At 33.6% G+C, this 22071-nt stretch carries 12 protein-coding genes; 10 read left to right on the forward strand and 2 right to left on the reverse strand.

Annotated features, from left to right (window positions below):
* Window positions 1-20 precede the first annotated feature (20 nt).
* The 8 genes from U0D62_RS22405 (at window position 21) to U0D62_RS22440 (ending at window position 17640) form a co-directional block, all read left to right on the forward strand.
* Window positions 21-2273, forward strand: coding sequence for a GH92 family glycosyl hydrolase (locus U0D62_RS22405; RefSeq protein ID WP_322289698.1), 2253 nt, complete (start codon window positions 21-23; stop codon window positions 2271-2273).
* Window positions 2273-4612, forward strand: a complete 2340-nt coding sequence (locus U0D62_RS22410) for a GH92 family glycosyl hydrolase (protein WP_322289595.1) — start codon at window positions 2273-2275, stop codon at window positions 4610-4612. Before U0D62_RS22405 ends, U0D62_RS22410 begins: the two co-directional genes overlap by 1 nt.
* A gap of 46 nt (window positions 4613-4658) precedes the next feature.
* Complete coding sequence (locus tag U0D62_RS22415; RefSeq protein WP_322289596.1) at window positions 4659-6971, forward strand: GH92 family glycosyl hydrolase; 2313 nt, start codon at window positions 4659-4661, stop codon at window positions 6969-6971.
* Window positions 6972-7210: 239 nt separating this feature from the next.
* Window positions 7211-10303 carry a SusC/RagA family TonB-linked outer membrane protein gene (locus U0D62_RS22420; RefSeq protein WP_322289597.1) on the forward strand — a complete coding sequence of 1031 codons (3093 nt, stop codon included), beginning with the start codon at window positions 7211-7213 and terminating at the stop codon, window positions 10301-10303.
* A gap of 22 nt (window positions 10304-10325) precedes the next feature.
* Window positions 10326-11849, forward strand: coding sequence for a SusD/RagB family nutrient-binding outer membrane lipoprotein (locus U0D62_RS22425; protein WP_322289598.1), 1524 nt, complete (start codon window positions 10326-10328; stop codon window positions 11847-11849).
* Window positions 11850-11929: 80 nt separating this feature from the next.
* A complete protein-coding gene (locus U0D62_RS22430; protein ID WP_322289599.1) occupies window positions 11930-15268 on the forward strand; it encodes a VCBS repeat-containing protein in 3339 nt (1112 codons plus the stop codon).
* 42 nt (window positions 15269-15310) lie between these two features.
* Window positions 15311-16717, forward strand: a complete 1407-nt coding sequence (locus U0D62_RS22435) for a sugar MFS transporter (protein ID WP_322289600.1) — start codon at window positions 15311-15313, stop codon at window positions 16715-16717.
* A gap of 20 nt (window positions 16718-16737) precedes the next feature.
* A complete protein-coding gene (locus U0D62_RS22440) occupies window positions 16738-17640 on the forward strand; it encodes an ROK family protein (RefSeq protein WP_322289601.1) in 903 nt (300 codons plus the stop codon).
* 97 nt (window positions 17641-17737) lie between these two features.
* Here the strand turns inward: U0D62_RS22440 and U0D62_RS22445 are convergent, their stop codons facing one another.
* Complete coding sequence (locus U0D62_RS22445; protein WP_322289602.1) at window positions 17738-19327, reverse strand: glycosyl hydrolase family 18 protein; 1590 nt, start codon at window positions 19325-19327, stop codon at window positions 17738-17740.
* Window positions 19328-19762: 435 nt separating this feature from the next.
* Here U0D62_RS22445 and U0D62_RS22450 point away from each other — a divergent pair, with 435 nt between their 5' ends.
* Together U0D62_RS22450 and U0D62_RS22455 are read left to right on the forward strand one after the other, a co-directional pair.
* Complete coding sequence (locus U0D62_RS22450; protein ID WP_322289603.1) at window positions 19763-20290, forward strand: hypothetical protein; 528 nt, start codon at window positions 19763-19765, stop codon at window positions 20288-20290.
* A 221-nt stretch (window positions 20291-20511) separates the two neighbouring features.
* Window positions 20512-21213: a hypothetical protein gene (locus U0D62_RS22455; protein WP_322289604.1), complete on the forward strand. Its 702-nt coding sequence runs from the start codon at window positions 20512-20514 to the stop codon at window positions 21211-21213.
* Window positions 21214-21317: 104 nt separating this feature from the next.
* Here U0D62_RS22455 and U0D62_RS22460 read toward each other — a convergent pair whose 3' ends face one another.
* Window positions 21318-22067, reverse strand: coding sequence for an HmuY family protein (locus U0D62_RS22460; protein ID WP_322289605.1), 750 nt, complete (start codon window positions 22065-22067; stop codon window positions 21318-21320).
* Window positions 22068-22071 lie beyond the last annotated feature (4 nt).

Here is a 22071-nt window from a genome sequence, read left to right on the forward strand (position 1 = left end):
TGAAGAGGATCAGAGGTCTTATGAAAGCATTTTATTTATATGGTATTGTTATTATCAGTTTATATTCCTGTAAACAAGAAGGAATTGAGAGAAAACTTCCTGAACGATATCTTACTTCCTATGTAAATACCTTTATTGGTACTGATGGCCCGGGAAACACATATCCAGGTGCGACAGTACCATTTGGAATGGTGCAATTAAGTCCCGATATAGGAATTCCTGGTTGGGATCGAATAGCTGGATATTATTATAAAGACTCTATCATAAGTGGTTTTTCGCATACACATCTTACAGGAACTGGGGCTGGAGATTTATATGATATTTTGGTGATGCCTACTAATAGCAGGTTTTCTAAAAAAATAGAAGCTAACAATTATAAGCCATTCTCAAAATATAGTCACGATAGAGAATTTGCATCTCCAGGATATTATACGGTAGATTTATTAGATTATGGTATTAAAGCCGAACTTACCACTACAAATCGTGTAGGTATACATAGATATACATTTCCGAAGGACACAACAACTGAAATTCATATAGATTTAGGATATGCTCTAAACTGGGATAAAGCTACAGATACATTTATAGAAAAAGTAAATGACTCTACGATTCAAGGATATAGGATGTCTACAGGTTGGGCAAAAGATCAGCGTATTTACTTTGTAATGCAGTTTTCAAAGCCTTTTAAATCTTATAAAGCCTTTAAAGGAAGCAAAACGACATCTCTTCCGGTACAAGGAACAGATACAAAAGTTATCGTGCAATATAATACAGAAGACAACGAGCAGATTATCATTAAAACCGGACTTTCTACAGCTAGTTTAGAAGGAGCACGAGCATCATTAACTTCAGAAACTTCTGACTTTGATTTTGATAAATACAAAAATAATGCACAGAGAATCTGGGAAAACGAATTGCAGAAAATACATATCACTTCTTCTGATGAGGATAAAAAAAGTATCTTTTATACAATGATGTATCAATCAATGCTGGCTCCCACATTGTTAAGTGATCCCAAAGGAGATTATAAAGGTGCTAATGGTACTATAGTAAATGCTGAAGGATTTAATCGATATGATACCTTTTCTTTATGGGATACATTTAGAGCTGCACATCCATTATATACAATCATTCAATCAGAAAAGGTTCCAGATATGATTGAATCAATATTAGCGCATTATAAAGAAACAGAATTATTACCAGTATGGTCGATGCAAGGCAATGAAACAAATATGATGATCGGATACCATGCGGTTCCAGTAATTGTGGATGCTTATTTTAAAGGATTTTCCTTTGATGCAGAATTAGCCTATAATGCCTGTAAAAAAAGTGCTATGGTTGATGATCGGCAGATAGATATTTATAAAGATTTAGGATATATTCCAACAGGCGAGCATCACGAGAATTGGTCGGTTTCTAAAACTATGGAATATGCGTATGACGATTGGTGTATAGCTATGTTTGCAAAAGATTTAGGAAAAGAAGAAGATTATAAATATTTTTTGAAACGATCTGAAAATTGGAAGAATCTTTACAATAAAAAAACATCATGGTTACAGCCTAAAGATTCTATAGGACAGTTTATAGAACCTTTTATTCCTAAAGAATATACAGCATATTTTTGTGAAAGTAATGCTTGGCAATACTATTGGTTTGTACCTCAGGATATTCAGGGATTAATAGAGGAAACAGGAGGAAAAGAACGTTTTACACAAAAATTAGATTCTATGTTTTCTTATGATCCGGAACCAGAGGATAAGCTCCCTATATTTAGTACAGGAATGATAGGTCAATATGCGCACGGCAATGAACCTAGTCATCATGTTGCATATTTATATAATTATGTAGATCAACCTTCAAAAACACAAGAGTTAACCCGTAGAATTTTAAAAGGGCAGTATAAGAATGAACCAAATGGACATTGTGGTAATGAAGATTGTGGTCAAATGTCTTCTTGGTATATCTTTAGTTCACTTGGATTTTATCCAGTAAATCCTGCGCAAGGAATTTATCATATCTCATCACCATTATTTGAAAAGGTAGAGATAAACCTACCAAGTGAAAAAACATTTCAAATTATAGCAAAAGGTTTTTCAGAAGAGAATAAATACATAAATAAGATAACCTTAAACGGGAAACCATTAAAAAGGATATTTATAACACATAGAGAAATAATGAATGGTGGAATTCTAGAGTTCGAAATGAGTCAAACTGCAAATGACTCATTGTATAAAAAGACAGAATTACCAAAACCTAACAAAATATATCAATAATGATACGTAAATCTATATATACCTACTCCCTATTACTTTTAATTCTTGCTGGGTGTGATACAAAAGAAAAGATAGAATCAAAAGAGATAGCGGCAAAAGTAACAGTAAGTTTAACCGATTATGTAAACCCTTTGATGGGAACAGATTCATCCTTTGATTTATCTAACGGAAATACTTATCCTGCAATTGCAACTCCTTGGGCAATGAATTTTTGGACACCAATGACTTCAAAAATGGGAGATGGATGGACTTATAAATATGATGAAAATAAAATAAGAGGTATCAAACAAACCCATCAACCAAGCCCTTGGATTAATGATTATGCGGCATTCTCCTTAATGGCAATTACTGGAGATCTTAAATATAAAGAAGATGAAAGAGCTTCTTGGTTTTCTCATAAAGCAGAAACTGTAAAACCACATCACTATAAAACGTATTTAGCAGATTATGATATAGTGGCAGAAGTATCTCCAACAGAACGAGCTGCACATTTTAAATTTACTTTTCCAGAAGCAGAACAATCCTATATTATGTTAGATGCTTTTTTTAAAGGATCTATGGTGAAAATTATTCCTGAAGAAAGAAAGATCATTGGCTATTGTAGAAATAATAGTGGTGGTGTACCAGACAATTTTCATAATTACTTTGTAGCCGAGTTTGATAAGGATTTTGAGGTAAACCATACTTGGGGTGATAATTGGACATTGATAGAAAATTCTAAAGAAAATGAAGGAGAACACGTAGGAGCTATTATTGGTTTTAAAACCAAAAAAGGAGAAGTGGTGCATGTTAAAGTAGCTTCTTCTTTTATTAGTCCAGAGCAAGCACAGTTAAACTTAGATAGAGAAATTGGAGATGACACTTTTGATAACACGTTTAAAAAGGCAAAAGATGCCTGGGAAAAGGAGTTAGGGAGAATAAAAGTAGAAGGTGAAAATCTGGATCATCTTAAAACCTTTTACTCTTGTTTATATAGAGTTTTACTATTTCCTAGAAAGTTTTATGAGTTTAACGAAAAAAATGAGATAGTACACTATAGTCCTTATAATGGAGAAGTTTTACCAGGATATATGTTTACAGATAATGGTTTCTGGGATACATTTAGAGCAGTCTTTCCATTCTTTAATATGATGTATCCAGAATTGAATGGGCATATTATGGAGGGATTGGCAAATACCTATAAAGAGTCGGGATGGTTACCAGAGTGGGCAAGTCCAGGACATAGAGATTGTATGGTAGGATCTAATTCTGCTCCAATTATTGCAGATGCTTTTCTTAAAGGAGTTAAAGGAATAGATACCGATATCCTATTCGAGGCAGTAATGAAAAATGCCACGACTTCTCAAGGACGTCCTTTATCAAACGGCAATGTGATTCATTCTGTAGGAAGAGAAGGAGTAGAGTACTATAATGAATTGGGATATGTGCCTTATGATGTAAAGATTAATGAAAATGCTGCAAGAACCCTTGAGTATGCCTATGCAGATTTCACGATTGCAAAAATGGCAGAAAAAATGGGTAAGCAAGATATTGCCGAAAAATTCTACAAGCGATCTCAAAATTATAAGAATTTATTTGACCCTTCTACTAAATTGATGCGAGGCAAAAATGAAAGTGGAAGTTTTCAAACTCCTTTTAATCCATTAAAATGGGGAGATGCTTTTACTGAAGGAAATAGTTTGCATTATACCTGGTCTGTTTTTCACGATATCGAAGGTTTGATCCAACTAATGGGAGGGAAAGAAGAATTCGAAAAGCAATTAGATCATGTTTTTACAATGCCTCCAGATTTTGATAATTCATACTATGGATTTACCATTCATGAAATAAGAGAAATGCAAATTGTAAATATGGGTAACTATGCGCACGGCAACCAACCAATACAGCATATGATTTATCTTTATAATTATGCCAATGCTACACATAAAACACAACAAAAAATTAGAGAAGTATTGACAAAATTATATTCGGCAACACCAGATGGATACTGTGGAGACGAAGATAACGGTCAAACTTCTGCCTGGTATGTGTTTAGTGCCTTGGGATACTATCCTGTAACTCCTGGAGTGAATCAATATGTAATAGGAAGCCCTCTGTTTAAAAAAGCAACGATTACATTAGAAAATGGTAATACCTTTGAGATTAATGCCTCTAACAACTCTGATCAAAATGTGTATATTCAATCAGCATCTTTAAACGGAAAGACGTATGATAAAAGCTATTTAAGTTTTGAAACCATTCAAGAAGGCGGGAAACTTGATTTTGTAATGAGAAATACACCTAACAAATATTGGGCAAATACCGACGAAGCCGTACCATATTCATTGAGTAAAGAATAAAAGCTTCTATTAAGTGAATCCTTCAAATTCTTAAAGAAAAATTACTATGAATATGACTACTGTTTTTCTTAACAAAAATTGCTCATTTACATTAGCATTGATTATTTGTGTGTTATTCTCTTCTTGTCAAAAGCAAATGGGTGAAGATCAAGTAACAAAAAAACCTTTAGAAAAAACAATAGTCAAAGATTTTACACAATATGTAAATCCATTTATTGGAACCTCTAATTTTGGAACTACTAATCCAGGACCTATAGCAGTTCGAGGAATGGTCAGTGTATCTCCGTTTAATGTAGCAGGAAAACAAAATTTACCACTTGAAAAAGATAGTCGTTGGTTCTCTACACCTTATGTAAACGAGAATACATTCCTTACGGGGTTTAGTCACGTAAACTTAAGTGGAGTGGGATGCCCTGAACTGGGAGTTATTTTGGCTATGCCAACAACAGGTAAAGTAGAAACAAACCACGAAATATATGGATCTACCTATTCTAATGAAGTAGCAGAAGTGGGATATTATACTAATACTTTAGATAAGTATAATATAAAAGTAGAATCCACCGCAACGACCAGAGTAGGAGTCAGTAAGTATTCATTTCCGAAAGGAGAATCCAATATATTACTCAATTTAGGCTTAGGGTTGACCAACGAACAAGGAGGAATGATAAAGATAGTATCTCCAACTGAGATTGAAGGAATGCGTTCTGTAGGATCATTTTGTTATTATAAATCAGAAGAAGCGTATCCAGTTTATTTTGTTGCAAAATTTTCAAAACCAGCGGATGAGTATGGAGTTTGGAAAAAGCCAAAAAAACATCAAGGTATAGAATCACAATGGATGGGATACAATGGAAAACAAAGAATCAAGAAAGGATATACCAAAGAAGTAGTTGGTGATAGTATAGGTAGCTATATGAAGTATCATTTTGATAAACCTACTCAAGTCGAAATGAAAGTAGGAGTATCCTATGTAAGTATAGAGAATGCCCGTGAGAATCTTGAAAAGGAAACTTTAGATAAAACATTTGATCAGGTTAAGAAAGAAACTAAAACCCAATGGAATGAACATTTATCCAAGATAGAAGTAGAAGGAGGTAAGAAAGAAGATAAGATAAAATTCTATACAGCATTATATCATACACTTATCCACCCGAATACACTGAATGATGTGAATGGAGAATATCCCAAAATGAAAACTAGAGAAACACTTAAAACCGAAGGAACTCGGTATACTGTATTCTCTCTTTGGGATACCTACAGAAACCTACATCAATTAATGAGTTTGGTATACCCAAAACAGCAGTCAGATATGATAAAAAGTATGCTGCAGATTTATGATGAATCAGGTTGGCTTCCTAAATGGGAATTAAATGCAACCGAAACCACAACTATGGTTGGAGATCCTGCCGGGATTATTATTGCAGATTCATACCTAAAAGGAATCAAAGACTTTGACGTTGACAAAGCATATCAAGCAATGCTTAAAAGTGCAGATCAGCTAGAAGAAAATCCTTTACGCCCAGGAATTAAAGACTATCTCCAAAAAGGATACCTAACCACAAAAACAACAAACAGTGGTTCTGTTTCTACTACTCAAGAATATAATATAACAGATTTTGCAATCGCACAATTAGCAAAAGAACTCAAAAAAGAAGAAGATTATCAGCGTTTTTCTGAACGTTCAATATCTTATAGAAAACTTTTTGATAATGAATTTAATCTATTGCGACCCAAAAATGATGATGGTAGTTGGTTATCTCCATACAACCCTGATACAGGTGCCAATTTTGTAAAAAACTTAGGATTTATTGAAGGTAATGCCTGGCAATATACTTTTATGGTTCCACATGATATCGAAGGTTTAAAAGAACTTATGGGCGGAGATAAACCATTTTTAGATCAATTACAAAAAGTTTTTGATAATAAACAGTATGATATGGCCAATGAGCCAGATATCGCATACCCTTTTTTATTTAATTATGTAGAAGGAGAAGAATGGAGAACTCAAAAGACAGTAAATGATTTACTGCAAACATATTATAAAAATGCACCAGATGGTTTGCCGGGTAACGATGATACTGGAACCATGTCTGCCTGGGCAATATTTTCGATGATAGGTATATATCCAGTTACACCAGCTGCCCCTGTTTATACTTTCTGTAAACCAAAATTTGAAAAGATAACCATTCATTTAGATACAGATTACTATAACAAGAATACATTAGTGATTAACATAAATGAATTGGATCCAGAAAAATATATAGAAATAATCAAATTAGGAACCCAACCATACAATAGTTACTTCATAACTAATGAAGATCTTCTAAATTCTGGTGAGATCAATTTCTATACTAAATAATTATTGCTACATATTTAAGATACGAACTGGTTCTGTTTGTTATTATATATCTTAGAAGATTCTAAATTTCAGCGATCAAACGCTCAATTAATCGTTCCCTTCGACTTTTCAGCATTGTCATTGGTCGAAAAACTTTCCGAAAAGTTAATGATATTATAACATTTATGCTGAGGTTTTTTATTAAACCTGGGAAAACATATATCATATAAATCAACTTAACGTTAATTAAACAATCAAATATGTATAAGAAGTTACTAATTCTAGTGTTTTTTATTGGTTTTCAATCAATTAAGGCGCAAGATTCAACAGTATCGGGAACAGTAACCGATACTAAGGGAGGCAATGTTCTCCCTGGAGTGAATGTCGTTGTAAAAGGTACATCTGTTGGAGTATTATCAGATTTTGATGGTAACTATTCTATCAAATTACCTACTCAAGATGCTATTTTGGTTTTCTCATCTTTAGGGTTTGAAACCAAAGAAATTGCAGTGAACGGTCAAACCACTATTAATGTATCTTTATCTGAATCCGCACAACAATTGGATGAGGTTATTGTAACAGCATTAGGGATTGAACGAGATAGAAAAGCACTAGGATATGCAGTTACTCAATTACAAGGAGAATCCATATCCGAAGTGAAAACATCCAGTGCTCTTAATGCATTGCAAGGTAAAGTTGCAGGAGTTAATATTACTCCTCCTTCTACAGGGGCAGCAGGTTCTAGTAGAGTTATTATTCGGGGAGCATCAAGTTTATCAGGAGGTAATCAGCCACTATACGTAGTAGATGGTGTAACCATAGATAATACACAATTAGGAGCTGCAAGCGAATGGGGAGGTTCTGATTTTGGAGATGGTATTTCAAGCATTAACCCTGATGATGTAGAATCCGTAAGTGTTCTTAAAGGTGGAGCAGCGGGAGCATTGTACGGATCAAGAGCTTCTAACGGGGTTATATTAATTACTACAAAAAATGGAGGAAAACAAAAAGGATTTGGCGTAGAATACAGTAGTCAAATAACTTTTGATAAAATCCTTAATAACATAAGAGATTTTCAGAATACTTATGGTCAAGGTTCTCAAGGAGTAGCTCCTACCACCGCACAAGAAGGGCTTCAGACTGCTTTTTCTTCTTGGGGACCAAGACTAGGAAGTATACCAACATCAGTTCAATTTGATGGAGTGTCCAGACCTTATGTAGATACTGGAAATAATCTCGATAAGTTTTATGATACAGGTACTACATTAATTAATACCATAGCGATTTCAAAAAACAGTGATAATTTTAATTATCGTTTTGCAGCCACCAATTTTGATAATAAAGATGTACTGCCTAATTCTGAACTGGATAGAAAATCTTTTTCACTTAATTTGGGATCCGTAGCTGCAGAAAAACTTTCCTTAGATTTGAGTGCAAGATATATTATTGAGAAAGTAACAAACAGACCAAGAGTATCAGATGCTCCAGGAAATGCAAACTTTTCTGCAGGTCTTTTACCAGCAAACGTAAATATAGAGAACTTGGCACCTGGCTTTAATGAAGATGGTGTTGAACTACAAATTTCTTCTAACCCTTTTGTTCAGAACCCTTATTGGGCTGCAGAGCGCTTTAGAACATTTGACAGAAGAAATAGAATACTAAGTTCTGCCACATTAAAATATCAAATTCTTGATTGGTTAGATATCACGGCAAGAGCAGGTATAGATCATGCTACTACGAGAACTACCCAAATCGAGGGATATGGTACTGCTTTTACGCCATTAGGAAGTATTGAAGAAAGAGAAAATACGATTACACAAGTAGATGCAGATTTAATCCTTGGGATTAATAAAAATATAACAGATGATCTTGTAGTAAAAGGCTTCTTTGGTGTTAATAAGAATACACAAAGAAGGGACTTTCTTAAATTAAGAGGAGAGCGCTTTGTAGTTCCTTTTCTTGAGATTTTAGGAAATGTAGAAAACACAAGTAATGAAAGAACCTTAACAGAACTGGCTTTTGCGGGTGTTTATGGATCAGTAGAATTAGGATATAAAGATTTTGCATATCTAACAGTTACAGGGCGAAATGATTGGTTTTCGACATTGTCTGCTGCCGGAAAGACGGCGCCTAATAATGATTTTTATCCTTCAATCAGTGGTAGTTTTGTATTTTCAAATGCTTTTGAAATGCCAGATTGGCTTACATTTGGTAGAGTTCGATTAGGATATTCTGAAGTTGCTGGAGGGGCAGAAACACCATACCAATTAAGTTTACCTTTCAGAATTTTTGGACAAGGTCATCAAGGTGAGCCTTTAGGAGAAATAGCTACGGGAACACTTCCAAACAATAGTTTAACACCTTTTAGCAAAGAAGAAATAGAGGTAGGATTGGATTTAAGTTTCTTAAACGGAAGATTAGGAGTAGATTTTGCATACTATGATAACAAAACTGAAAAAGATATACTTCCAGTTGATATTTCCAATACATCAGGATTTTCTAATGTATTATCTAATATTGGAATCCTAGAAAATAGAGGAGTAGAGTTATTATTTAGAGGTACTCCGGTACAGACTAAAAATTTCCGTTGGAATGTAAATTACAATCTAACATTTAATGAAAGTGAAATTGTAGCAACAGATGATAATAATAATATTCTTACCGTTGGTAATGTAAGAACATTTGATGCTAATGTTAGTCAAATCGTTGGAGAACCATTTGGAGTAATCTATGGAACTGCTTATACGAGAAATGCAGCAGGTCAGATTGTTTATGGAGCTGATGGTTTACCGATTGAGAGTCCGGATCGACAAATTTTGGGAGAAGGTGTACCACCTTGGACAATGGGACTTACCAATACATTTAGTTATAAAAATATCAACTTAAGCTTTTTGGTAGATGCTAAGTTTGGAGGTCAAGTGTATGCAGGAACAAATGCAATAGCACTTTCAAATGGATTGGATAAAAGAACTTTAGCAGGTAGAGAAAGTGGTTTGACAGTAACAGGAGTTGATGAAGCGGGTAACCCATTTACGTTTACACATGATAATTCGACACTACAAGCGTATTATAATAGAATTTCAGGAATTGCAGAAGAGGTGATCGAAGATGCAGACTTTATAAAACTACGACAAGTTAGTTTAGGATATACTTTTCCATCATCATTATTAAGTAAGACATTTATTACCGGAGCAAATGTTTCTCTTATAGGAAGAAATCTATTTTTTATCAAAAGAGATTCAGAGAATATTGATCCCGAAGCTGGTTTTAACGGAGGTAACGCACAAGGTTTAGAATACTTTGGATTACCATCTATAGCTAGTTATGGACTTACCGTTAATTTGAAGTTTTAAAAATTCTAAAGACATTTCAACAATGAAAAAAGTTATCATAGCAATACTAATAATTTTTATAGGAACAACTGCTTGTGACAGTGGTTTCGACGAACTTAATGAAAACCCTAATACTGCTACAGAATTAGAACCAGGGCCAAAATTTACCAATGCAATTTTAAGAACTTCGGGAGATCGTTTTGAGAATTGGAGAGGAAATTTAATTTACTCCTCCATGATGATTCAACATATGGCTTCTATAGGAGGCGTTTGGGCAGGAGATAAATATTTGTATAATGCCCAATGGTCTGGCGCTTGGTTTGAAAGAGGGTATAATGATATGGTGAAAATCATAGAAGATATTGTTTTTCAACTAGAAACAGATCCTGAAGATAGATATTCAGAAGAAATGCTTTCTATAGCAAGAATACTAAGAGTATTTATATATCATAAGATTACTGATTTATATGGAGATGTACCTTATAGCGAAGCAGGAAAAGGTTTCATTACAGGAAATTTTAGACCAGCTTATGACGAGCAAAGTCAAATTTATACTGATATGCTAAATGAGCTTGCAGAAGCTACAGCAGCTCTAGGAACAGGAACATCACAATTTGGTTCTGCAGATATACTTTATGCTGGAGATCAGGATAAGTGGAAACGATTTGGGTATTCGATGATGCTACGATTAGGGTTACGATTAATAAAAGTAGATCCATCTGCATCGCAACAATGGGTGCAGGCCGCTATTAATGGAGGAGTTATGCAATCCAATGATGATATAGCATTTGTGCAACATACAGATGGCCCAGAAGGAATCAACAGAAATGGAAACGGACAGGTTTTTAGTGCAGATGATGATATGCGATTGAGCGATACCTTTATTAACGCATTAACGGGAGATCCTAGAATGCGTATTTATGCGGCTTTACCAGACGGAGACGGAGATAGAAATACAAGTGGAAGCAATGATCCAGCATTACAATTAGGATTGCCAAATGGATTAGATGCAACTACAGTATTAAATATTCCAGGAGGAGATGATATCAATAATTTTTCTGAACCTAACAGAAACCTTATTACCGGAGAAGATGCTCCTTATTTCTTTCAAACGTATGCAGAAGTAGAATTTATGTTGGCAGAGGCAGATATTAGATGGGGAATTGCAGGAGGAGACCCATCAGTTCATTATGAGGCTGGAGTTACTGCAGCTATGAGACAAATGGATTTATACGATATAGGCGATGAGAGTGTGACAGATACTGAGATTCAGGATTTTCTAACGGCAACCCCTTTTGATGCCGCCAATGGTCTTGAGCAGGTAAATACACAATATTGGATAGTTACATTTTTAAATGATATAGAATCTTTCGCTAATTGGAGAAGAACAGGTTTCCCTGTGCTTACTCCGGTTAATTATCCAGGTAATGAATCTAATGGAACGATTCCTAGAAGACTTCGTTATTTTGAGAGAGAACAAACTACTAATCCCCAGAATTATCAAGCAGCGATTACAAGACAAGGACCAGATCAATTTACTACCAGAATATGGTGGGATGTGGAATAATTTGTAATTGTTGAATGAATTAGACTTGATTTAATCAAAAAAGAAGGGAAGTCAATCCCTTCTTTTTTATCTTAAGGGTCATGAAAAAAAATATTATTTTTTACTTAAGTTTTTTATTCTGGAGCTCCATAACAGCTCAAGACAATAAACTTTTTACATTGCTGGAACCTGCCTATACAGGAGTCACGTTTTCTAATAATGTAGAAGATCTTAAGGATAGAAATATATTATTATACTCTAATTATTATGGAGGTGGCGGAGTAGGTATTGCAGATTTTAATAATGATGGTTTGCAGGACTTATTTTTTAGTGGCAATCTTGTTGGAGATGAGATTTATATTAACAAAGGCAATTTAAAATTTGAAAATATAACTCAAAAGGCTGGGATTCTTAATAATGGAGGTTGGTCCTCTGGTGTTGCATTAGCTGATGTTAATGGAGATGGATTTATAGATATTTATGTATGTCGCGAATTATATGATGATCATCCTGAACTAAGAAGAAATAAACTTTATATCAATAACGGAGATCTTACTTTTTCTGAGCAGGCAACTCAATTTAGAATTGATAATTCAGAACGAACAAGACACGCGACTTTTTTTGATTATAATAATGATGGTCTATTAGACCTTTTTTTATTAAATCAACCTCCAAATCCAGGTAGTTATTCTAAATTTTTTGGTATAAACCTTAAAAATGACCTTCGGTACGCATCAAAATTATATAAAAATGTAGATAATACTCATTTTGTAGATGTTAGTGAGGAGGCTGGAGTCTTAAGAACTAGCAATGCTAATAGTGTATCCACAGGAGATTTTAATAATGATGGGTATACAGATTTATATATAGCTAATGATTTTTATCTACCCGACTTTTTTTACATAAACAATCAAGATGGAACCTTTACTAATATAGCTGACCAGGCTCTAAAACATATGTCTTACTTCAGTATGGGAGTAGATGCTGCTGATATTGATAATGATGGATTATTGGACATTATGGTTGCAGATATGGCTGCAGAAGATAATGTGCGTTTAAAATCTAATATGAGTGGTATGGATCCAAAGGCATTTTGGAAAGTAGTCAATAATGGAGGACATTACCAATATATGTATAATACGCTACAGTTAAATAATGGTAATGGAACTTATAGTGAGATTGCAGAACTAGCTAATATATCTTCTACAGACTGGAGTTGGGCAAATCTGATAGCAGATTTTGATAATGATGGATTAAAAGATATCTATGTCACCAATGGACTTTTGAGAGATATTAGAAATACAGATGCTAATGCAAAAATGGCAGATTATGTTGTTGAGGTGGCCAACACATTTGTAAAAGAAAACCCTAACGCCGGCGACGTAAGTATCTGGGATATTCTGGATTTAAAAAAAACAGTAGAGATCCTTCCATCAGAAAAATTAAAAAACTACGCTTTTAAAAATAATGGAGATTATACTTTTTCTAAAGTAATGACTGATTGGGGATTGGATCAGAAAACATTCTCTAATGGTGCGGCTTACGCAGATTTAGATAATGATGGAGATTTAGAAATCATTGTAAATAATATTAATGAGACCGCTTTTATATATAAGAATAATACTATTGAAAACACCAGACAAAACTTCTTAAGAATTGCACTAAAAGACAAAAACAATAAAAACACATTAGGGACCAAGATCACAATCCACTATAAAAACCAAAAACAGTTTATAGAAACTACCAATGTAAGAGGTATTTATTCAACTAGTGAGCAAATAGTGCATTTTGGATTAAATACAGAAGAAAAGATAAATAAAGTGGTGGTCAATTGGCCTAACGGTAAACAAACGCTTCTAAAAAATGTAGAAACTAATCAGTTGATAACACTTTTTATGAATGAAGCGGTTTCAGGAGAAAAGGAAGAAGAAATCCTAAATCCAATTTTCAAAGAAATAACCAAGCTACAAAAATTAACACATAGGCATATAGAAAATAATTTTAATGACTATAAAAATCAGGTGTTATTACCTCATAAATTATCACAATTTGGACCGGCATTAGCATCAGTAGATGTAAATAATGACAATTTGTTAGATGTGTATATAGGTGCTGCCGCAGGAAAGACAGCTTCATTATACATTCAAAATACCTTAGGGACTTTTACAGAGGCCAGTCAGGAAGCGTTTAAAGAAGATGCAATTTCTGAAGATTTAGATGCAGTGTTCTTTGATGTAGATAATGATGGAGATCAAGACTTATATGTTGTTAGTGGAGGGAATGAATATAAATCCAGCTCGCAGAATTATAAGGATAAACTTTATAAGAATGATGGTACAGGAGTTTTTAGAAAAGTTAAAGAATTAGATATCCCTTCGATTAGCGGTTCAGTGGCAGTTCCTGGAGATTTTGATAATGATGGAGATCTTGATGTCTTTGTTGGCGGTAGGTTATTTCCGGGAGCTTATCCAACACCTGTATCCAGTTATATTTTAGAAAATAAAAAAGGAGTTCTTGTAAATTCTACACAACAAATCGCTCCAGAACTAATAGATGTAGGTATGGTAACGGATGCTATATGGGATGACTTTGATAAGGATAACGATCTAGATTTGATTGTGGTAGGAGAATGGATGCCTATTACAATTTTTGAAAATGTATCAGGACAGTTAGTAAAATCAAAAACTATTAAAAATTCATCTGGATGGTGGTTTAGTATTCATAAAGGAGATTTTGATAATGATGGCGATATAGATTTTATTGCTGGCAATTTGGGTCTTAATTATAAATATAAAACAACTGTAGAAAAGCCTTTTGACATATATTATCAAGATTTTGATAAAAATGGATTAGGAGATATCGTATTAGGATATTATAATTCAGGAAAACATTATCCTTTAAGAGGGTTTTCATGTTCGGCACAACAAGTGCCTAAATTAAAGGAAGAAATAAAAAAGTACGATCTTTTTGCTTCTTTAGAACTTGAAGAAGTTTATGGAAATGATAACCTGAAAGAAGCTTTACATTATGAAGTACAAACTTTTGCAACTTCGTATATAGAGAATCTAGGTGATGGAACGTTTAAATTGAAAGCTTTGCCAAATAAAGCTCAGTTTTCAAGTGTAAATGATATACTTGTTAAAGATTTTAATAACGATAATAATTTGGATGTATTAATAGCAGGGAATCTGTATGTTTCAGAAATAGAAACAATGCGTAATGATGCAGGAACTGGGTTGTTGTTATACGGAAAGGGAGATGGAAGCTTTATATCTCAAAGCATTCAAGAAAGTGGCTTTTTCACCAATGGAGATGTAAAGAAGTTATTATGGATGGATAATGAGAAAGAAAAGTGGGTGATAGTGGCCAATAATAATGATAAAATACAGCTTTTTAAATTTAATGAAGAGCATCAGGCAAAAAATACAATTGATAAATAATATAATTAGTTATAATAAATAATACGATAAAAGTAGAACAGCATGGATAACGAAAAAACAAATTACAGAAAACCCTTTATAACGATTACTTTTTTATTTTTTATGTGGGGTTTTATCACCGTAATGAATGATGTTTTAATTCCGCATTTAAAAGCGGTATTTGAACTTTCATATTTTCAAGCGGCATTAATACAATTTGCTTTTTTCGGGGCTTTTTTTGTTATTTCTTTGATTTACTTTATTATATCTGTGAGTCAGGGAGATCCAATAGCCAAAGTAGGCTATAAAAATGGAATCATAATAGGACTTATATTATGTGGTATCGGATGTTGTCTTTTTTATCCAGCGGCTAATTATCAACGATATGGTATTTTTCTAGGAGCATTATTTGTTCTCGCTTCTGGAGTTACTATTTTACAAATCACGGCAAATCCATACGCTGCAATACTTGGTAAACCAGAAACAGCTTCTAGTAGGCTTAATTTAGCACAAGGGTTTAATTCTTTTGGAACCACACTGGCGCCTATCATTGGAGCAGTACTATTATATAAAGTATTTTCAGATGGAGAAATATCCGTAGATTCTTTAAAAATGCCTTACTTGATTTATGGAACTCTATTTTTTGTACTCGCTATCATTATAAAATTTATAGAACTCCCTTCTTTTGTTAATAAAGATAAAATTGAGAAAGGAATAGGTGTACTAAAATTTAGACATGTGGTATTAGGAATGTTTGCTATCTTCTTTTATGTAGGAGGAGAGGTTTCTATCGGAAGTTTTTTGATCAATTTTTTTGGATTAGAATCAATCATGGGAATGGAAGAAGCTGAAGGAGGTGTGTTTCTTTCGTATTATTGGGGAGGAGCGATGATAGGAAGATTTCTGGGATCCGTTTCTATGGGAAGCATCACAGATAAAACAAAGAAATACCTTATTATGGCTGGACTGTCAATCTTGTTTTTCTTTGTCTTATATTTTATTACAGCGATAAAGGTAGAAGGAGGAGAGTTTTCACTTCAGTTATTACCGTTTTCCAAAATATGGTTGTTTATAGTATTCTTAATTATTAATTATATAGCTTTTCTTGTTGGAGGATCAAAACCCTCCAAAGTATTAACCTTATTTGCTGGGATTGTAATAATACTGTTATTAATAATGATTTTGAGCCAAGGAGAAATAGCTTTCTGGAGTGCTATAGCAATAGGAGCTTTTAATTCTATCTTATGGTCTAATATATTTACTTTGGCTATTAAAGATTTAGGGAAATATACAAGTCAGGCTTCTTCTTTATTAGTAATGATGATTGTTGGAGGAGCTCTTATTCCATTATTACAAGGTGCAGTTGCAGATAATATAGGAATTCAATTATCCTTTTTTATACCAATAGTTTGTTATACATATTTGGTCTTTTATGGACTAATAGGGCATAAAGTAAAAGAAGTACAATAATTAAGAATATAAAAGAAGAAATGGTATTAGGCGTTGATATTGGAGGAAGTCATATTTCTGTTGCGATTATAGATGAAAATATACCTTATGAGGTACGACAAATTTATACGGTTAAAGTTGGTCATAAAGAAAAACTCGAAACTATTATTGACAGCTGGATTTGTGGTATGCAATTAGCTATAGATAATTTGGGAGATAAAGAGTTAAAAGGCATTGGAATTGCGATTCCTGGACCTTTTGATTATAATCAAGGTGTTTTTCCTGATAAAGGAGAAAGTAAATTTGAAGCATTATATAATCTTAACCTTAAAGAATGTATTGTAGATAGGTTAAAACTTAAATCATCTGTACCTGTACAGTTTTATAATGATGCAGCTTGCTTTGGGATAGGAGAAGCCTGGATAGGTCAAATAGCATCCTGCAAAAAGGCAATTGCTATTACCTTAGGAACAGGTTTTGGAGCAACTTTTTTAATAAACGGAGTTCCTGTAACTTCTGGTAAAGGAGTGCCTCTGTATGGTGAGTTATATCATCTTCCTTTTGGAGATGATATTGCAGATACCCATTTTTCTACACAATGGTTTCAAAAACGATATAAAGAGCTTACCGATAAAGAAATAACAGGTGTAAAAGAGTTGATGATGTTTACAGAAAACAATCCAATTGTTGTACAAATCTTTGAAGAATTCTCAGGAAATTTAGCTGTGTTTTTAGAGCCTTGGTTACGAGATTTTGAGGCAGAAGCAATTGTTATTGGAGGTAATATAAGTAATGCCTGGACATTTTTTGAATCAAACTTATCTCAAGCACTTAATAAATTAAATATTAAAACAGAACTTTATAAAAGCCAACTTAGAGAGAATGCAGCTTTGGTAGGAGGTGCAAGGTTAGTAGATGTTGATTTTTATAGTAAATTATATTAGATGGATAAAACAAAAAAGATGACCCTATCGAACATTGGGTCATCTTTTTAAAGAAATAATTTTGCCTCAAAGAGGAAAAGGTAATTAAAGTTTTACATTATTTGATACTAATTTTTTTACCTACTCTATAGGCTCCAAAATCTAATTCAAGGATATAAAAACCTTGTGATAATGATCTTACATCAATTTCTAATCGATTATTCTCTATAGTTCTACTCATTACTTTTTGACCAGTGATTGAGATCAGATGTACTGATTTTAATGTATCCTTACTAGACAATTCTTCTATATAAACGATACCATTTCTAGTATATATAGAGATATTTTCTAAAAGCTCTTCTTCATTAACACTTAGAGTACATCCTGGGCCTTCAGTACAAGTACCTGTTTCTACCCAAACTGAGTTTTCTCCTGGGATTTCATTGGCATTAGCATACCACTGATTTTCCCAAATCTTACACCCATGATAGACACTGGTATTAGGGGTAGGATATTCAGCAGTACTATCATATTCTGTAACGCCACAATATACATTACCACCTCCAGTTGTACATCGATCGCCACCACCACTATATGGAGCAAGCGAAAACGAATTAGCTTCTGCAATAGCTGTAGCTTCAGTCGCTCCGTTTAGCACTTTACTAGCTACATTAAGATAAGAATAAGCAGAACTGCCGGCACCTTCTAATAGTAATTGCCAAATCATAATTCCATCTTTTTCTCCTTGACGATCGGTGTGAGTCTTAATGTGATTTGATAATGAAGCTACATTTTCATGAGTATACTCATAATAAGGACCCCAAGGTTCATTAGGATAATGAATTCCTGCTACCACTTTAAAATTATATTGTTCTGCATAATAGGCAAATGCATCATACATAATAGATCTGTTCATACTACCTCCGGCATTATACCCTTGATAAGCAATGATATCGATCTTATCTCCTACACTCTGCATAACAGGAATCATATGTCCTGTAGCAGAAAATCCGAATAAATTAATACCGTTAGTTTGTGCTGGGCCATTATATAACTCTGTATCGGATTCTCCAGTTAATGTATTTCTGTTCTCAAAAGCAAATGGAGAAGCAGCGTCATTATTAGTTTGTCCTCCTAAAGCACCCACACCACTTGGAGCACATGCTAATACATACCCTTCACTTCTAGGCATTAAAGCTCTTGAGTTATTAAAGAAATCAATAAAATGCTGTACATTTTCAGCACTACCTATATTAGCAAAAGATCCATTAGGTTCAAAATCCCAATCGATTCCAGCAACTCCCAGATCATCGACCAAGTCTTTTATTTGTTGATAATCTATTTGATCGTAGATCGTGCTGCTTGTCCAATAGGTTTCGCCTCCAATAGATAAAATTACATTTACCCCTTTATTCTTAAGAGCAGAAATACTTTCTTTTAATGTACATCCATCGTACGGAACCTGGATTCCGGTTTGTGAGATATCAAAAGAGTCCTTAGTGTATCTTAAATCAGGTTTAGCAAAAGCTAAGAAAACATAATTTACAAAAGGAGGAATTCTTCTCAGTTTTGAATCTTGGTTGGCCGAAGTAAAGTTCTCTGACCAGGAAGGAAAATAAGCAAGTATTATTGGATCACTTACAGTAACCTGGGATGTAACGTTTAACGTCTGTACAAATATGACAATGAGTAAAATGAGTTTTTTCATTTAAAATAGTTAGTTATGGGGTTAGTATTATAGTTAATTAAAATGATGTGTTTAATAAGCACAAACGTTAAAAGAACAGGATAATTGTGAGAAATATGTGGGATTCATAATTTGAAAAGAGTGGGATTTTACCCTTTGATGTTATTTTAATTAGTTAATTTTTTTGAAGCCTTTTTGTTGATAACATACAATTATATATTAAGGATTATTGATTGTATTTATTCATAAAAAAATATAGTTTTTTATAAGATTTAGTTAAAAAACTGGTTGTGTGTTTTTAGAAATTAAATAACACCTTTTGGAAGAAATAAACTGTAGTTCGGAAACTTTTGGGTAGCCCAAAGTTGGTTTTAAAGTAGTTTTATTTAGTGTTATAACATAAGGCGTAACCTGAAAAGCCTTAAGAGAGTAGGGAATACTTTTAAAACCATTACAATGAAAACATTAAAATTTTTTACACTATTAATTGGAATTCTATTTATAAGCTGTTCAACAGAAAATGTAGAACCGAGCCTGGAAATCAGTCAGATTGAAGATACTACTTTGACAAGGGAAAATAAACCAAGAAGAGTTCTTAAAATTGAAATCCCGCTAGGAAGACCAAAGCATGAATGTACAGGCTTTGGATTTTGTGATTGGCCAACGATTTCAGTTGGTTGTGTAGATGAAAGCGGAAACAGTGTGCCGTGTGATACTCCTAATGCTCTTGTAACGCCAAACGGCAATCAAACGGTGAACAGTACTGTTTTTTATGAAGAGAGAGAAGGGTACTATTTCGACCTTTCTTTTGATGTTCCTGTGGATGAATATAATGAAGAAGAATTGACTTTAGAAATTGATGAAACTTATTCTTTAGAAACAGAAGAAATAGCAGGAAGAAATTTGATTATACAAAAAGGAAGATATTCATATAGCAAATCAATAGGGAAATATGGAGGGGTAAGAGTTCATCTTAAATATTAATTCAAGGTATTATTTGTTCATAACGCCTCTTACATTTAAGTGAGAGGCGTTTTTATGATAGGCTATTTTTGCTTTTTGATATATAAGGTTTGATGCCAAATAACAGATTTTGTTATAAAGAAGATTTTCACTGAAAACAGTGTAAAATCAATAGAAGAACACATCTATTTTTGAACTTAATAATATTGCTAGTCAATTAATTAAGTTTAAACAAATAGATTATGAAAAAAACAATTTTAAAAACAATTTCTGTTGCAATACTTCTCGTTTTTATGAGTAGTTGCGAAACCAATGATGATAATATTCAAGAGGTTGAGGGATTAACCAAAAAAGAATCTAATGCAGCTGTAAATTATGAATCTAAGTCAAATAAAAACCCTGCCTGTTGGTATATAGAAAAATATTTAAACGGAACTGTGACTTATACTCAGGAAGGAGTTTTTCCTGATGTAGGAGTAACGGTAGTTGGAGTTTCAAATGAGACTTGTGGAAAATATATTGGTTGGACTGCTACTGGAAGTTTTACTATTGTAGAGAGTAATGCTCAAAGAGTACATGCCATTAGAACAAGTGATGAGGCTGGTGAGATTTCGTATGTTTATGAAGTTGGTTCGCTTGTAATAGGTACTTCTACAGCTATTTTTAAGGCAATTCCTCCTTCAATTAAATGTCCAGAAAGCAGAGATGCTAATATAGAGCAATACTATTCATCAGTAAGTGCAAAATATTATAATCAAAATTATAAGTATGAATGGACCATTGTGGATAATATAGGAACTCGTTATAGTACAGGGCGTACTGCGCAACTTCGTCGTGGAAGAAGCTCCAATGTTACGCTTGTCGTATCCAATTTAGATAATACTTTATGTGGTACGCAAATTAGAACTCAAAATTTTTATGTTGATGGGCGACCAGGAAGATAAAAATTAAAAGTTTCTGACCTTATCAAGATTTGATAAGTGCATATAAAAATATCCCTGTTACTAAACGGTAACAGGGATATTTTTTAATGTTTTTAAACGTTTATTTAAAAGCTAGCTACGTTATTATTAGGTTGATATACATAATTAAATGTAAAGTATCGACTTTCGTTTACAAAAGCATCCGGATTAGCTGGAGCATCTTTATAGTAGCTTAAGATTTCTACTTTTGCATACTTGCCTTCAGTAGTTCTAAATACCAATATTTTACCTGCCAACGGAGTTATTAAGTGTGTTGGAGGTCCAGCATAAGAATACCATCCATTATTACTTCCAGAAGGAATAGCAAGATCAGAAGCTGTATCCTGTGTAAGAGAACCTGTTTCTATAGAAGTAATTCCATCTAGAGTTCCTGTTGCAATATATACTGCAGCGTTACCAGTTCTGTTAGGTTCGTCGGTAGTTCCTTGAGTGGCTCCACCATTGACTATAATTGTAGTACCTCTAAAAGCAATATCCCAATCGGTATCACTAGTTGTGATTTGACCAGTCTCAAAATCAAACTTTGTAAATGGTCCGGATACAGGCTGTCCTTGCCCTCCTAGTTGTGGAGCATGCAGGTTGGACACGGATTCAGAAATAAGGCTAGCAAGAGGTTGATCATCATCGTTATCATCTGAGTTTGCTACAAATCCATCTGGAGCCGCACAAGCAACTTGAGATTCTGTAGAATTACCTAATCCATCTCCATCAGCATCTTTAAAAAAAGTACTTTCGACACAAGAATCATCGTCACTATCACAAGAAAAGAATCCTGCTGTAAGTGCTATAAGTGTTAAAAATCTAAGTGTTTTCATCATG

It is taken from the genome of Aquimarina callyspongiae, from assembly GCF_034322225.1.
Taxonomy (GTDB): domain Bacteria; phylum Bacteroidota; class Bacteroidia; order Flavobacteriales; family Flavobacteriaceae; genus Aquimarina.

Coding starts and splice junctions, on each gene's coding strand:
- U0D62_RS22455 (WP_322289604.1), top strand. CDS start 20,512: ATGAAAAAAACAATTTTAAAAACAATTTCTGTTGCAATACTTCTCGTT.
- U0D62_RS22435 (WP_322289600.1), top strand. CDS start 15,311: ATGGATAACGAAAAAACAAATTACAGAAAACCCTTTATAACGATTACT.
- U0D62_RS22440 (WP_322289601.1), top strand. CDS start 16,738: ATGGTATTAGGCGTTGATATTGGAGGAAGTCATATTTCTGTTGCGATT.
- U0D62_RS22450 (WP_322289603.1), top strand. CDS start 19,763: ATGAAAACATTAAAATTTTTTACACTATTAATTGGAATTCTATTTATA.
- U0D62_RS22405 (WP_322289698.1), top strand. CDS start 21: ATGAAAGCATTTTATTTATATGGTATTGTTATTATCAGTTTATATTCC.
- U0D62_RS22410 (WP_322289595.1), top strand. CDS start 2,273: ATGATACGTAAATCTATATATACCTACTCCCTATTACTTTTAATTCTT.
- U0D62_RS22460 (WP_322289605.1), bottom strand. CDS start 22,067: ATGAAAACACTTAGATTTTTAACACTTATAGCACTTACAGCAGGATTC.
- U0D62_RS22425 (WP_322289598.1), top strand. CDS start 10,326: ATGAAAAAAGTTATCATAGCAATACTAATAATTTTTATAGGAACAACT.
- U0D62_RS22430 (WP_322289599.1), top strand. CDS start 11,930: ATGAAAAAAAATATTATTTTTTACTTAAGTTTTTTATTCTGGAGCTCC.
- U0D62_RS22420 (WP_322289597.1), top strand. CDS start 7,211: ATGTATAAGAAGTTACTAATTCTAGTGTTTTTTATTGGTTTTCAATCA.
- U0D62_RS22445 (WP_322289602.1), bottom strand. CDS start 19,327: ATGAAAAAACTCATTTTACTCATTGTCATATTTGTACAGACGTTAAAC.
- U0D62_RS22415 (WP_322289596.1), top strand. CDS start 4,659: ATGAATATGACTACTGTTTTTCTTAACAAAAATTGCTCATTTACATTA.